13 protein-coding genes are annotated in these 13272 nt (G+C 73.4%); 5 read left to right on the top strand and 8 right to left on the bottom strand.

Annotated features, from left to right (window positions below; genetic code table 11):
* The first annotated feature begins 81 nt into the window (after positions 1 to 81).
* From ACIBST_RS33840 to ACIBST_RS33850, 3 genes are all read left to right on the top strand, one after another.
* Positions 82 to 1605: an ABC transporter transmembrane domain-containing protein gene (locus ACIBST_RS33840; protein ID WP_397177613.1), complete on the top strand. Its 1524-nt coding sequence runs from the start codon at positions 82 to 84 to the stop codon at positions 1603 to 1605.
* A complete protein-coding gene (locus tag ACIBST_RS33845; protein WP_397177615.1) occupies positions 1602 to 3329 on the top strand; it encodes an ABC transporter ATP-binding protein in 1728 nt (575 codons plus the stop codon). The genes ACIBST_RS33840 and ACIBST_RS33845 overlap by 4 nt, the downstream gene beginning before the upstream one ends.
* Positions 3330 to 3390: 61 nt before the next feature.
* Positions 3391 to 3762, top strand: a complete 372-nt coding sequence (locus tag ACIBST_RS33850) for a class I SAM-dependent methyltransferase (RefSeq protein WP_397177617.1) — start codon at positions 3391 to 3393, stop codon at positions 3760 to 3762.
* Between the two features lie 16 nt (positions 3763 to 3778).
* Here ACIBST_RS33850 and ACIBST_RS33855 read toward each other — a convergent pair whose 3' ends face one another.
* The 3 genes from ACIBST_RS33855 to ACIBST_RS33865 all read right to left on the bottom strand — a co-directional run bounded on the left by ACIBST_RS33855 (position 3779) and on the right by ACIBST_RS33865 (position 6578).
* The gene (locus ACIBST_RS33855; RefSeq protein WP_397177619.1) at positions 3779 to 4276 is read right to left on the bottom strand and encodes a flavin reductase family protein; all 498 of its coding nucleotides are present in this window, start codon (positions 4274 to 4276) and stop codon (positions 3779 to 3781) included.
* Positions 4273 to 5496 carry a styrene monooxygenase/indole monooxygenase family protein gene (locus ACIBST_RS33860; protein ID WP_397177620.1) on the bottom strand — a complete coding sequence of 408 codons (1224 nt, stop codon included), beginning with the start codon at positions 5494 to 5496 and terminating at the stop codon, positions 4273 to 4275. Before ACIBST_RS33860 ends, ACIBST_RS33855 begins: the two co-directional genes overlap by 4 nt.
* Before the next feature lie 98 nt (positions 5497 to 5594).
* Complete coding sequence (locus ACIBST_RS33865; RefSeq protein ID WP_397177622.1) at positions 5595 to 6578, bottom strand: AraC family transcriptional regulator; 984 nt, start codon at positions 6576 to 6578, stop codon at positions 5595 to 5597.
* Positions 6579 to 6942: 364 nt separating this feature from the next.
* Here ACIBST_RS33865 and ACIBST_RS33870 point away from each other — a divergent pair, with 364 nt between their 5' ends.
* Complete coding sequence (locus ACIBST_RS33870) at positions 6943 to 7266, top strand: YciI family protein (RefSeq protein ID WP_397177623.1); 324 nt, start codon at positions 6943 to 6945, stop codon at positions 7264 to 7266.
* Positions 7263 to 8501 carry an RNA polymerase sigma factor gene (locus ACIBST_RS33875; RefSeq protein ID WP_397177625.1) on the top strand — a complete coding sequence of 413 codons (1239 nt, stop codon included), beginning with the start codon at positions 7263 to 7265 and terminating at the stop codon, positions 8499 to 8501. The genes ACIBST_RS33870 and ACIBST_RS33875 overlap by 4 nt, the downstream gene beginning before the upstream one ends.
* On the opposite strand, the gene ACIBST_RS33880 is transcribed toward ACIBST_RS33875, so the two are convergent.
* From ACIBST_RS33880 to rsgA, 5 genes are all read right to left on the bottom strand, one after another.
* On the bottom strand, positions 8502 to 9833 hold the full coding sequence (locus tag ACIBST_RS33880) for a tetratricopeptide repeat protein (RefSeq protein ID WP_397177627.1): 1332 nt from the start codon (positions 9831 to 9833) through the stop codon (positions 8502 to 8504).
* 440 nt (positions 9834 to 10273) lie between these two features.
* Positions 10274 to 10498, bottom strand: a complete 225-nt coding sequence (locus ACIBST_RS33885) for a hypothetical protein (protein WP_397177629.1) — start codon at positions 10496 to 10498, stop codon at positions 10274 to 10276.
* A 106-nt stretch (positions 10499 to 10604) separates the two neighbouring features.
* Positions 10605 to 11348: an SDR family oxidoreductase gene (locus ACIBST_RS33890; protein ID WP_397177631.1), complete on the bottom strand. Its 744-nt coding sequence runs from the start codon at positions 11346 to 11348 to the stop codon at positions 10605 to 10607.
* A gap of 163 nt (positions 11349 to 11511) precedes the next feature.
* Entirely contained in the window at positions 11512 to 12024 is a 513-nt protein-coding gene (locus tag ACIBST_RS33895) for a GNAT family N-acetyltransferase (protein ID WP_397177633.1), read from the bottom strand.
* A gap of 89 nt (positions 12025 to 12113) precedes the next feature.
* Entirely contained in the window at positions 12114 to 13190 is a 1077-nt protein-coding gene (gene rsgA, locus ACIBST_RS33900; protein ID WP_397177634.1) for a ribosome small subunit-dependent GTPase A, read from the bottom strand.
* Positions 13191 to 13272: the final 82 nt, after the last annotated feature.

The raw sequence follows: 13272 nt of genomic DNA on the forward strand, positions 1-13272 counted from the left end.
GCCGCCCTCGGAAAGATCGTGCTGAACGCGGACAAAGCCCCCGCCGGGAGGGCGGTGCAGCCATGGTCTAGCGTGATCGTCATGAAGGCGGCTGCTCGGTATTTGTGCTGGTTGGCGTGGGCGCAGAAGGGCCGGGTCGCCTTGGGCGCGACGCTGGGCACCCTGTGGACGGTGGGCCTGACGCTGCCGCCGTACCTGCTGTCCAGGGCGATCGACGACGACCTGGCGCCCGGCTGGGTGCTGGCGCTGCTCGGCGCCGGCCTCGTCAACGCCTGGCTGGCGATGATGCGGCACCGTACGATGACCAAGATCCGGATGGACGCCAACTTCCGCACGGTGCGCGCCCTGGTGCAGCAGATCAACACGCTCGGCGCGGACCTGAACCGGCGCACCTCGGCAGGCGAGGTCGTGACGATCGGCATCGGCGACGTCATCACGATCGCCGCCGCGCTGACGGTGACCGGCCCCGGGGTGGGCGCGGTGATCAGCTACGGGGTGGTGGCGGCGCTGCTGCTCCAGGTCTCGGTCGTGCTGGCCGTGGTGGTGCTGCTCGGCGTGCCGGTGCTGGGGGTCGTGCTCGGGCCGCTGCTCGGGCGGTTGATGAAGGTGCAGAACGGCTACCGCGAGAGCCAGGGCCGGCTGACCGCCCGGCTGGTGGACCTGATCGAGGGGCTGCGGGTGCTCAACGCGTTCGGTGGCAAGGACGCCTACGCCGAGCGGCACCTCGCCGACTCGGCGCGCCTGCGCGAGCAGGGATACCGCGTGGCGTCGCTGACGAGCTGGATCGGCGCGCTGGGCGTCGGGCTGCCGGCGCTGTTCCTGGCCGCGGTGACCTGGCTGGGCGCCAGGCTGGCCGCGGAGGGCACGATCACGGTGGGCGAGCTGGTCGGCGTGTACGGGTACATCGCCATGCTGGTGGTCCCGGTGTCCTTCTTCATCGAGGGCAGCTTCCAGATCAGCCACGGCCTGGTCTCCGCCCGCCAGGTCACCCGCTTCCTCGCGCTGCGGCCCGGCGACCGGCCCCGCTCCACCGAACCGGAGATCACCCCGGGCAGCTTCGTGGCGCTGGTCAGCGCCCGTCCCGAGGAGAGCACGGCGCTGCTGGAGAGCCTCGGCGGGTTCGACGGCACGTCGTTGATCGCCGACCACGACGCCGCGCTGTTCACCGGCACGCTGCGCGAGGTCCTGCAGGGCCGGGGCGAGGCGGACGACGAGACCATCCGCCGCGCGGTCGCCGTCGCCGCCGCCCAGGACGTGGTCGCCGGGCTGCGCCACGGCCTGGACTCCGTGATCGAGCCGGGCGGCCGCAACCTGTCGGGCGGCCAGCGTCAGCGGGTGCGCCTGGCCAGGGCGCTGGTGGCCGATCCCGAGGTGCTGCTCGCGGCGGACCCCACCTCCGCGCTGGACGCGCACACCGAATCGCTGCTCGCCCAGCGCCTTCGCACGGCGCGCGCCGGCCGCACGACGGTCGTCGCCACCACCTCGCCGCTGCTGCTCGCCCAGGCCGACGAAGTCCTGCTGATCGAGGACGGCCGGGTGACCGCGACTGGCACCCACCGCGACCTGCTGGAATCCAGCGACGAGTACCGGACGGTGGTGTCGTGACCCGCGACCTCCCCGTCGCCGACCGCAGGCGCGTACGGCAGGCGGCCCTGCGCCTGATCCGCCGCGACCTGCCCGGGTTCACCGCCACCCTGGTCCTCAACGGCCTGGCGGCGGCCGCGGCCCTGGTCAGCCCGTGGCTGCTGGGCCGCATCATCGACACCATCTCCACCGGCGGGACGATCGACCTCCTCGCCGCGGCCGCCGTGGGCGGGGCGCTGCTCCAGCTCGTCCTGTCCCGATACGCCGAGCGGACCGGCACCCGCTTCAGCGAGCGCGTCCAGGAGCACATCCGCAAGGAGTTCCTCGACCGGGTGCTCGCCCTGCCCGCCGCCACCGTCGAGCACATCCGCACCGGAGACCTGACCGCCCGCGGCACCACGGACGTCGGCGTGGTCGGGCGCACGCTGCGCGACGCCGCCCCGGCCGTGCTGATCTCCACCCTGCAGGCGATCTTCCTCGTCGCGGCCGTCTTCCTGGTCGACCCGCTGCTGGGAGCCTGCGGACTCGTCGCGCTCGCCGGCGTCGCGGCCGCCTCCCGCTGGTACCTGCGCCGCGCCCGCGACGCCTACCTGGAGGAGGGGGCCGCCCGCTCGGAACTGGCCGAACACCTGGCCGCCAACTCCTCCGGCGCCCGTACGATCGAAGCCCTCGGCCTGCAGGACCGGCGCACCCGCGCCGCCGAGCGGGTGATCGAGCGCAGCCGGGCGGCCCAGCTGCGAACCCTGTTCCTGCGCGGTGTCCTGTGGCCGTCGGTGGAGGTCTCCGCCCTCCTCCCGCCGGTGCTGGTCCTGCTGCTCGGCGGCATTCTGCTGGACGGCGGCCAGGTCACCCTCGGCGCCGTCGTCTCGTGCGTGCTCTACCTGCGCCAGCTCCAGCAGCCCGTCGAGACCGTCCTCATGTGGATGGAACAGCTGCAGAGCAGCGGCGCCGCCTTCGCCCGGATCGAAGGTCTCCGGCTCCCGGCGGCGCGGGCCGACGCCGCGGCCCCCGAACCCCGGGACGACCACATCGTGGCGGCCGGCGTGCACTTCGCCTACGAGTCCACCGGCGACGTCGTCACCGGCGTGGACCTGGCGGTGCGGCCCGGCGAGCGCCTGGCCGTCGTCGGCCCTTCGGGAGCCGGCAAGTCCACGCTCGGCAAGCTGCTGGCCGGCATCGACCGGCCCCGGCTCGGCACGGTCACCGTCGGCTCGGTCCCGGTCGCCGACCTGTCTCCCGCCCAGCTCCGCAAGCACGTCGTGCTGGTCACCCAGGAGCAGCACCTGTTCCTGGGCACCGTCCGCGACAACCTCCGCCTGGCCGACCCCGCGGCCGACGACAACCGGATGGAGAAGGCCCTCGCGGCGGTCGGCGCCGACTGGGTGGTCTCGCTGGACGACGAGCTCGGCCCGCATTCGGCCGGCGCCGAGCTCGGGCCCGACCGGGTGCAGCAGCTCGCCCTGGCCCGGGTCGTCCTGGCCGACCCGCACACCGTCATCCTCGACGAGGCCACCGCCATGCTCGACCCGCGTACGGCCCGGCGCGCCGAACGGTCGCTGGCGGCGGTGCTGGACGGCCGCACGGTGATCGCGATCGCGCACCGGCTGCACACGGCGCGGGACGCCGATCGGGTGGTGGTGATGGAGGGCGGCCGCGTCGTGGAGGTCGGCGCGCATGACGAGCTGGTCGCGGCCGGCGGGGTCTACCGGGCGTTGTGGAACTCCTGGCACGGCTCGCGCTCCTAGCGGGTGGCCGGCCGGACGTGCCGGGTCCTCCGGGTGGAGGACCGGCCCGGCTGGTCGCGCGATGGTCGACCATCTGGCGCAGACCCGTCCGTGGCTGGAGGTGCTGCACATGGACGCCGCCGACCTGGGGTCACGCATCGGCGCGGGCGAGGTGGACGCCGTGGTGAGCGCGCTGCCGTGGACGCTCATCCCGGAACGGGCCCAGGAGCGCATCCTCGACGCCGTCTCCCGCGTCCTGGCGCCCGGCGGCAGCTTCACCACGATCGCCTACCTGACCGGCACGCGGTCCGGTGCGCGCAGGCGGTTCCGCGGACGGCTGGAGGCCGCCTTCGACGAGGTGCTGACCACCAGAACCGTCTGGCGCAACCTGCCGCCCGCGTGCACGTACGTCTGCCGGCGCCCGACCGTGGCCGCGGCGGCCGGGCAGGAGTGACACCCCCTGGCGGCCGTCACGCGTGGCTGGCCACGCGGCCCTCGCCCGCGCTCAGCTCGGGCCAGAACTCCCGGTACCGGCCGGAGTGGAAGACCAGCGGCTCGCCCCCGGCCCACTGGTGACGCTCCACCGCCCCGACGAGGATGTGGTGGTCGCCGCCGTCGTGGACGCGCTCGGTGCGGCAGACGAAGCTGGCCAGCGTCCCGGCGAGTATCGGCAGCGGCGTGCCGAGCAGCTCCACCCCGGCGAACTTGTCGGCCGCGGGCGTGGCGAAGCGCCTGGACAGGTGGCCCTGGTCGGCGGCCAGGACGTTGACGGCGAACCGCCCGGCCCGCAGGAAGAGCGGCGCGCTGGGCGCCCGGTCCGACAGGCACCACAGCAGCAGCGCCGGATCGAGCGAGACCGAGGTGAGGGAGTTGACGGTCACGCCGGCCCGCTCCCCGTCGGCGGTCACCGTCGTGATCACCGCCACCCCGGTCGCGAACTGCCCGAAGGCGTCCCGGAGCGATCTCATGCCGTCACCCTGCCGAGATAGGTCTCGGCGCGGCCCGCGTCCATGAACCACTCGGCGTAGTCGGCCGGGTCGTCGAAGCCGTTGACGAACCGGGAGGCGATCTCCGGGCGCTGACCGGCGGCGCCCAGCAGCGCCAGGTGGTGGGGCTCGGCCGGCGCGAGCAGGGCGTTGGTCCAGTTCGTGACGTGCTGGGCCTGCGTCCAGAACAGGTCGAAGGTCTGCCGCATCCAGCCGGCGTCGAACGGCCGGTCGCCGCGTTCCACGATGGCCCGCAGGTAGGTGGCGGCGCACTTGGCGGCGTTGTTGCTGCCCTGCCCGGTGATCGGGTCGTTGAGCACCACGACGTCGGCGACGCCGAGCACCGGCGCGCCGGAGGGCAGCACCGCCACCGGACGCCGGACGGTGGGGGCGAAGCGGCCGGTCAGCACCGCGTTGGCGTCGGTGAGCTCGATCCCGGCGCAGCGCTCGGCCTCCCACGGGAAGAACGTCTCCAGGATCCGGCGGCTGCGGGCCAGGTGCTCGGCGGGCCCGCGGACGTCGCCCCAGCAGTCCATGGGGCCGCCCGGCACGCCCTCGAACACCATGATCTCGCAGGGGCCGGTGTGCGTGAGCGCGGGGAAGACGAAGTACTCGCCCACGCCGGGCAGCAGGTTGAAGCAGACCGCCGAGTGACCGGGACGGGGGGCGAGGCCGTTGACGTAGGTGACGGCCAGCGCGCGCTGCGGGGTGGCGTAGGGGGAGCGGGCGGGGTTCCGTTCGAAGAGCGAGGCGATCTGGCCCTTGCCCGCGGCCACCAGGACCAGGTCGTACCGGGCCGCGTAGCTCTCCAGGTCGTCGGGGGTGGCGTCGTGCAGGACGAGCTTGCCGCCGAGCCGCTCGAACTCGCCCAGCCAGGCTGGCATCTTCAGCCGCTGGTCGACCGAGCGGGCGGGGACGTCCAGCCGCGCCGCCCAGTCGAGGGCCTTGCCGCCCTCGGGGCCCGGGACCGTGAGCGCGATGCCCTCGATGGGCGGGCAGACGTCGGCCCACCAGTCGAGGCCGAGCTCGCGCTCGTGGGCCTGCGCGGTGCCGAACATGGCCTGGCCGGACATCACCCGGCCGTCGCGGATGGACTCGGGGGTGCGGTTGGAGACCACGGTCACGTCGTAGCCGTGCTGGAGCAGGCCGATGGCCAGGTGGAGACCGGCCTGGCCGGCGCCGACGATGAGGATGTCGCGCATGGTGGTGTCCTTCTGGTGTGGTGTGGAGGATCTGATCGGCGCCTGACAAGAACGGTACGGGCGGCGCGGACGCCCGTGCCATCCGCTGAGCGCGGATCTCATCCGCCTGACGCGGGACCTCTGCGCAACGTCTCCGACGGCGGCTGCCCGTACCTCTCGCGATACTGGGCGGCGAATCGTCCCTGGTGCAGGAATCCCCAGCGGGCGGCCACCGTGGTCACCGTGGCCCTGGCGGGGTCGGCCGTCCTGAGCTCGTCGTGCACGCGCGTCAGCCGTACCTGCCTGAGGTGGGCCATCGGGGACAGCCCGAGATGCGCGCGGAACCCCTCCTGGAGGGAGCGGCTGCTGACCGCGACGGCGCCGGCGATGTCCGTGGTGCTCAGGGGCAGGTGGGCGTGGCCTTCGATGAACTCCATCGCCCGGCGCACCACCTTCGGCAGCGCGGGCGGCCTGGGGGCGGTCAGCCGGTCCAGGTAGTTGGAGGGCTGCATGGTCAGCAGCAGGGTGATCAGGGCGTTCTCCAGGTGGGCGACGGCCAGCGGGTGGCCGGCCAGCCCGTCGTCCCGCTCGGCCTCCCTGACCAGCAGGTCGGCCATGTCGCGCCAGGAGCGGGTCCAGCCCGTCGTCAGGTCCATGCCGAGGTCGAAGACGACCGGGCCGTCGAGCGGCTCGCCGAGCATCTGCTCCAGCGCGCGTTCGATCGTCGTGCGCTCGAACTTGACCAGCAACTGCGGGCAGCCGGCGGCCCAGCGCATGTCGAGGTGGCGGGTCGGCGAGGGCAGCGAGGCCAGGGACGGGGAGGTGACGATCTCCTCGTCCCCGGCGCGGATCAGGCTGCGCCCGGCGAGCGGGATCATGACCAGGAAGAACGTGTCGAGGTCGCCCGGCTCGATGTGCACGTCGGCGCCGTAGTCGAGATAGCTCACGCGGACCGAGCCGAGCTGCACGGAGTTGAACCGGGCCGACAGCAGGTCCGCGTCCCCGGCCAGGTCCAGCCGGTGCGGGCAGAACACCTTGGCGACCTCGCCGCGGACCTCGTCGAGGTCGGAGCTGGCGAAGACGGCACGGTTGCTGAGGAGCACACCAGATGATCGGGCGGCCCGCGGTCGGCGTTCCAGGTAAAAGTACGTACAACAATGCGGTGGGCGGTGTCGGATCACGGCGGTGGCGTTCGTAGCAGAGGTGAGGCCGCCCGCAGAGGGCGGCGCCGCAGGCGGAGGAAGCGCGACCATGAAGCTGACGACCATGACCCAGGTGACCCTCGACGGAGTGATGCAGGGCAACGGCGGCGCGTCGCAGGAGGACCGCGCGAACGGGGTTCGAGCGCGGCGGATGGGCCCGGGGCAGGGGCGTGACGATCCAGGTCTACCGGCCGGCCGGGCGCCCGCAGTACGCCACGGCCTGACCGCTGCCCGCCGCCTCGACCTCACAGGAGATGATCTTCACATGCGATACCTGATCTCAGTGATCGACGACAGGACCAACTCGGCCACCCAGGAGGAGCACGCGGCGATCGACGTGTTCAACGAGCGCCTGCAGACCCAGGGCCACTGGGTCTTCGCCGGCGGCCTGGCCGCGCCCGCCACGGCCACCGTCATCGACAACCGTGGCGCGGAGGCGATGGTCACCGACGGGCCCTTTCTGGAGTCCAAGGAGTACCTCGCCGGGTTCTGGATCATCGAGGCCCCCGATCTCGACGTGGCGCTCCGGCTCGCCGCCGACGGGTCGAGGCACTGCAACCGCAGGGTCGAGGTGCGACCGTTCCTGTGACCGACGCCCGCCAGGCGGTCGCCCGGGCCCACCGCGAGGAGTGGGCCCGGGTGGTCGCCGCCCTGACCAGGCGCTTCGGTGACCTCGACCTCGCCGAGGAGGCGGCCGCCGAGGCGTTCGCGACCGCCGTCGAGCGGTGGCCGGCCGACGGCGTGCCGCCCAACCCGGGCGCCTGGCTGACCACCACCGCCAACCGCAAGGCCATCGACCGGATCCGGCGCGAGAGCAAGCGCGACGACAAGCACAGGAAGGCTCAGATGTCCTGCGACGACCCGCCCGAGCCTGCCGGCGCCATCGACGACGACCGGCTCCGGCTGATCTTCACCTGCTGCCATCCGGCGCTGGCGATGGAGGCCCGCGTGGCGCTGACCCTGCGCCTGGTCGCCGGCCTGACCATGCCCGAGATCGCCCGCGCCTTCCTGGCCCAGGAGAGCGCCGTGGGGCAGCGGATCACCCGCGCGAAGGCCAAGATCAAGGCGGCGCGCATCCCCTATCGGGTGCCGTCCGCCGAAGATCTCCCGGCGCGCGTCTCCGGCGTGCTCGCCGTGCTGTTCCTGGTCTTCAACGAGGGCTACCTTGCCACCGGCCCCGGCACCGACCCCGTACGGCACGAGCTGACCGCCGAGGCGATCCGGCTCACCCGCCTGATCCGGGCCCTGCTGCCGGACGACGGCGAGGTGACCGGGCTGCTGGCGCTGATGCTGCTCACCGAGGCCCGCCGCCCCGCCCGGGTGTCGGCCGGCGGCGAGTTGGTCGCGCTCGACGAGCAGGACCGCGGCGCCTGGGACGCGGCGCTGATCGCCGAGGGGCACCGGCTGGTGCGCGAGCGCCTGGCCGCGGCCGCCGCCGGGGTGGCGCCGGGCCGCTACCAGATCCTCGCGGCGATCAACGCCGTGCACACCTCCGCCCGCGACATGCGCGACACCGACTGGTCGCAGGTGCTCGCCCTGTACGACCAGCTCGTGCGCCTGGACCCCTCGCCGATCGTCGCGCTCAACCGGGCCGTCGCGCTCGCCGAGCTCGACGGGCCCGCGGTGGCGCTGGCGGCCGTCGACCGGCTCGGCGACCGGCTGGCCGGATACCACGCCTACCACGCCACCCGCGCCGACCTGCTGCGCCGCCTTGACCGCGGTCAGGAGGCGCGCGCCGCCTACGACAGGGCCATCGAGCTGGCCGGCAACACCGCCGAGACCGCCTCGCTGGCCCGCCGCCGCGACCGGCTGCGGCCGGAGTGATCAGGCCGCCTTGCCGCGGGCGATGTAGAGCTTCATGTCGGTGAAGTCGAGCGTGACGTTGTAGGGCTTGAAGAAGCAGTGGGCGAAATGGGCGATCCCGTCGATGCCCGTCCCGTAGGGCCAGGGCACGTTGACCGGCATGTTCGGGTCCGCCTCGCAGTAGACCCGCTGCGCGACGGCGCCGCCGAGGCGGATCTCCTCCGGATAGCAGGGGTGGGTGACGGTCGGGTGGCTGTGGGCGAACGTCTCGATCGGGCGGTCGAGGTCGATCCGGACCCCCAGGCGCCTGGCCACCTCTCCCGGCATGCCCGCGGCGATCTCGCCGACCCCGCCGAGGTTCACGCCCACCACCCGCGGGCCGGACCCCGCGACGCTGCCCACGCTGTGCACGTCGTGGTCGCGGGCCAGCCACATCGGCAGCGGCTCGGCGCCCGCCCGCGCGGCGGCGGCGCGCGCCTTCCTGGCCGTCTCGGGGGTGCGGCGGCGCAGGACGAGGTGCCGGCCCGCGTAGTCGAACGTCGTCAGCAGGTGGTAGAAGACCCACGTGCCGATCAGGCCGTCGCTGTCGGCGCCGACGTCCGCGCCCGACTCCGTCGACGACCAGCCGACGGGGACGTTGCGCAGCTCGATGCCGTCCAGCCTGAAGGAGTCCAGCACCCCGTAGTGCACCCAGATGGGCGTGCCCTCGAAGTCGGTCCTCTGGCTGACGACGGCCTTCAGCCCGGCCTCCTTGGCCGCCGACGCGGTCAGGCTCAGGTTCGGGGCGCCGGTGTAGAACGTGAAGCGCTTGGCCGGTCCGCCGTTGACCGAGGCCTCCACCAGCGGCCGCGGGTCCATCTGCAGGAACCGCACCCGGCCGACGTCACCCTTGATCTGGTAGGCGTCCCCGCTGATCGCCGCGAACCACTGGGCGTAGTCCTCCGCGCCGGCCGCCTTCCAGCACGGCACGGAGAGGGCGAACTTGTCCTGCCGGATGTAGCAGTCGCCCAGGAGCTCGTTGGCCTCCTTGTCGCCGGGCGCCAGGCGGACGGCCGCCTTCAGGTATTTCTCGGCTTCGGGGAAGCGGTTGGACAGCAGCCCGACATGGCCGCGCCGGCGGGCGGCGTGCAGGTTGCCGGGGTCCTTCTTCAGGATCTCCTCGTACGCGCGGCCGGCCTGCTCGAACTTCCCGGCCCTGAACAGCGCGTCGGCGTCGCCGCCATCGGCCAGCGCCGTGGCGGCCCCGTCCAGCAGCGGCGCCGCCGCGGCGGCGCCGGCCAGCACGGCGGCCCCCCGGAGCAGCGAACGCCGGTCCCATCTCCCGTCATCGGCCGAAGCCTTCTCCGTTTCCATGCCTCCCAGTGAAGGGGGACGGCCGTTGCCGCGAGGTATGCGTTTTTCGATACGCCCGCGATAACCGAGATCCCGGCGGCCCACTCCTTGACGCTTGGCGTCCAGTACTTCGGAGGTGGGCATGAGCGAGGAGCTCCCGTCCTGGGGGGACTGGCGTCCCAGCTGATCGGCCTGGTGGAGGCCCGCCTGCTCGATCCGCTGGAGATCCTGCTGGAGTCGCGCTCGGACCTGTCGCGGGTGCGCGGCAGGGTGGTCGAGCGGGCGGGCGCGGCGGCGTGACGACCGCCTCGGTGCAGCGACGCATCACTTCGTCGTCCGCGCGGGAGAGCCGCCCGCCCGTCCCACGAGAAGAGGTCACAGGTGAGACAGGAACATGAGCCCGCCGCCGCTGCCGCCGGGAGGCTGGGGCCGGTCCCGGACCTGAGCGTCAGCAGGATCGGCTACGGCGCCGTGCAGCTCCCCGCCCCGATGATCTGGGGCCCGCCCGCGGACGAGGACGCCGCGCTCGCCGTGCTGCGCCGGGCGGTCGAGCTGGGCGTCGACCACATCGACACCGGCGCGGCCGCGCTGGTCCGGCTCCGGGAGCAGGGCCTGATCCGCCACCTGGGGCTGAGCGGTGTGACCGTGGAGCAGGTGGACAGGGCCCGGCGGATTCGGTCGCCCATTTGGCGGAGAACATCGGCGCGGGGCGCGTCCGGCTCACCGGCGACGACCTCGCCCCACTGGACGGGTTCGCCTCCTGACCGGGGCGGAACCGCCCGCTGCCGCCGGTCAGACCACCAGGCCGCCGGATGCGCGCAGGTTCTGGCCGGTGACCCATCGGGCGTCGGGCCCGGCCAGGAAGGCGACGACGTCGGCGATGTCCTCCGGACGTCCCAGCCGTCGCAGCGGCGTCATGGCCACGGTGTGCTCGACGGCCTGCTCCAGGTGCTCACCGGCGGCGGCGCGCATCATGTCCGTGTCGGTGGCGCCGGGGGTGACCGTGTTGACCGTGATGCCCCTGGGGCCGAACTCGCGGGCCGCGACCGCGGTGATCGACTCCAGCGCAGCCTTGCTGGCGAAGTAGAGGGCCAGGCCCGGCACCGCGCCGCTGGAGGAGATGTTGACGATCCGTCCGCCCTCGCCGAGCCTTTCGGCGGCGGCCTGCATGACGAAGAACGGGCCCTTGGCGTTGACCGCCATCACCTCGTCGAAGTCGCTCTCGACGGCGTCGCGGATGTCTCCCATCGGATTGATCGCCGCGTTGTTGACCACCACGTCCAGACCGCCCAGGCACCGGTCGACCTCACCGAAGAGGTGCTTGAGGTCCTCCAGCCGCCCCTGGTCCGCCCGTACGGCGATGGCCCGCCCGCCGAAGGCCGTCACCTCGGCCACCACCGACTCGGCCGCCGCCCGGTCGCGGTTGTAGGTGAACAGCACCGCCGCGCCCTCGCGGGCCAGCCGCGTCACGATCGCCCGCCCGATTCCCCGCGATCCGCCGGTCACCAGGGCGTTCTTGTTCTCCAGCATCCCCATGTCGGTTCCTTGCCGTCGGCGGCTCCCCTGCTGGGAGCCGGTCACAGCGGAGTCGGAGCAGCGGCGCCGGTTTCGACGTCCGTACCGGAAAAATCATGACCTGTCCGGCCGTACGGCCCCCAGCCGGGCTGAGGGCCGTACGACGCGGGCGCGAAGCGGGGGATCAGACGCCGAACGCCTCCGCGTAGCGGATGACGCCGGTCGGGACCGGCCGCTCGGGGTCCAGGGCCAGCGCCATCATGTACTGGTCCTCGACCTCGAACGACGGCCGGATGCCGAACCCGGAGGCCGGGGTGAAGCCGAAGCGCGGGTAGTACTCGGCGTGACCGAGCACGACCACCAGGTTCTCGCCCTGCTCGCGGGCCGCGTGCAGGGCGGCGCGGATGGCGGCGGCGCCCGCCCCGTGTCGCTGGTGTGCGGGCCGGACGGCGCACGGGCCCAGCGCGACGGCGGGGGAGTCGCCGACGTGGCAGCGGGTGAGCAGCGCGTACCCGGCCGGCTCGCCGCCGGGCGTCTCGGCCAGCCAGGCCAGGCCGGGCAGCCACGCCTGCGGGTCGGCCCGCAGCGCCTCGACGAGGTCGGCCTCGTACGGGCCGGGGAAGGCCGAGAGGTTGATCTCGCGGACGGCGGCGGCGTCGGCGGCGTTCTCGGGACGGGTGATCCAGGAAGAAGTCATGATCGGGTTCGTCTCCTTGTCCTTCTGCGGATGCGGGACCTGGCCGGTGTTCGTGGCGGACGGAATGGACGGACGGGGGAGGCTGCCGGTCATGGCTGCCGGTCCCGGAACCTGTAGGTGGCGCGCAGGTGGCTGGTGATGGCCTTCTTGTGGTTGACGCGCTCGTCGCGCAGCCGGGCGTCGGTCCGCGAGGCCGCCCAGGCGTTCTCCCGCTGCAACTTGCGGTAGCTGCGCAGGCGGCGTCCGGACAGCTCACCCGACCCGATGGCGGCCTGGACCGCGCATCCCGGCTCGGTGTCGTGGGCGCAGTCGGCGAAACGGCAGGACGCGGCGAGCTCTTCGATCTCGGCGAAGACCTGCTCCAGGCCGTCGGCGGCGTCGTGCAGGCTGATCCCGCGCAGACCGGGCGTGTCGATGAGGACCCCGCCGCCCGGCAGGGGGAGCAGCTCGCGGCGGACCGTGGTGTGGCGGCCCTTGCCGTCCTGCGCGCGCACCGTGCCGGTGGCCAGCAGCTCCGCGCCGAGCAGCGCGTTGCCGAGGCTGGACTTGCCCGCCCCCGAGGGGCCGAGCAGCACAGTGGTGCCGCGCGTCAATGCGGCGAGCACGTCGATGTCACGACCGGTGGCGACGCTGGTGACGAGGACGTCCACGCCGGGCGCCAGGGCCTCGGCCTCGGCGCGGACGGCCCCGGCGTCGTGCGCCAGGTCCGCCTTGGTCAGGACGATCACCGGCTGCGCCCCGCTCTCCCAGGCCAGGGCGAGCAGCCGCTCCAGCTTGGCCGCGTCCAGGGACGTGGCCAAGGACAGGGCGATGAGCACCGTGTCGACGTTGGCGGCGAGCACCTGTCCGTGGGAGGACCTGGACGCCGACGAACGCACGATCGCGCTGTGCCGCGGCAGCAGCGCCACCAGATGCGGCTCGGCATCCGGGCGCAGCGCGGCCCAGTCGCCGGTGCACGGCGTCAGGAGCGGGTCGGGCGGGTGCGGCGCGGCGAACGTGGCCCGCACCGGGCCCTCGGCGGTGACCGCCGTGCACAGGCCGCGGTCGACCCGGGAGATCCGGGCCGGGACGAGGCCCGCTTCGTAGTGTTCGGTGAAGGTTCGGTCGAGTGCGCCGGTCCACCCGTACCGGGACAGGCCGGATGGATCGGTGTAGGGGTGTGACAACGTGAGACCCTTGCGAAGAAGGGGCCCCGACGAGACGTGGACGTCACCCCGCCTGGCTCAAGGCAGGGAGCGGAAGTGGGTC

The organism is Nonomuraea sp. NPDC049684 (genome assembly GCF_044465345.1).
Taxonomy (GTDB): domain Bacteria; phylum Actinomycetota; class Actinomycetes; order Streptosporangiales; family Streptosporangiaceae; genus Nonomuraea.

Excerpts from the sequence above, each read along its gene's own strand:
- ACIBST_RS33860 (WP_397177620.1), bottom strand. The coding sequence starts at position 5,496 with ATGCGCGACATCCTCATCGTCGGCGCCGGCCAGGCCGGTCTCCACCTG.
- ACIBST_RS33870 (WP_397177623.1), top strand. The coding sequence starts at position 6,943 with ATGCGATACCTGATCTCAGTGATCGACGACAGGACCAACTCGGCCACC.
- ACIBST_RS33895 (WP_397177633.1), bottom strand. The coding sequence starts at position 12,024 with ATGACTTCTTCCTGGATCACCCGTCCCGAGAACGCCGCCGACGCCGCC.
- ACIBST_RS33890 (WP_397177631.1), bottom strand. The coding sequence starts at position 11,348 with ATGGGGATGCTGGAGAACAAGAACGCCCTGGTGACCGGCGGATCGCGG.
- ACIBST_RS33840 (WP_397177613.1), top strand. The coding sequence starts at position 82 with ATGAAGGCGGCTGCTCGGTATTTGTGCTGGTTGGCGTGGGCGCAGAAG.
- ACIBST_RS33850 (WP_397177617.1), top strand. The coding sequence starts at position 3,391 with ATGGTCGACCATCTGGCGCAGACCCGTCCGTGGCTGGAGGTGCTGCAC.
- ACIBST_RS33885 (WP_397177629.1), bottom strand. The coding sequence starts at position 10,498 with ATGGGCGACCGAATCCGCCGGGCCCTGTCCACCTGCTCCACGGTCACA.
- ACIBST_RS33880 (WP_397177627.1), bottom strand. The coding sequence starts at position 9,833 with ATGGAAACGGAGAAGGCTTCGGCCGATGACGGGAGATGGGACCGGCGT.
- ACIBST_RS33855 (WP_397177619.1), bottom strand. The coding sequence starts at position 4,276 with ATGAGATCGCTCCGGGACGCCTTCGGGCAGTTCGCGACCGGGGTGGCG.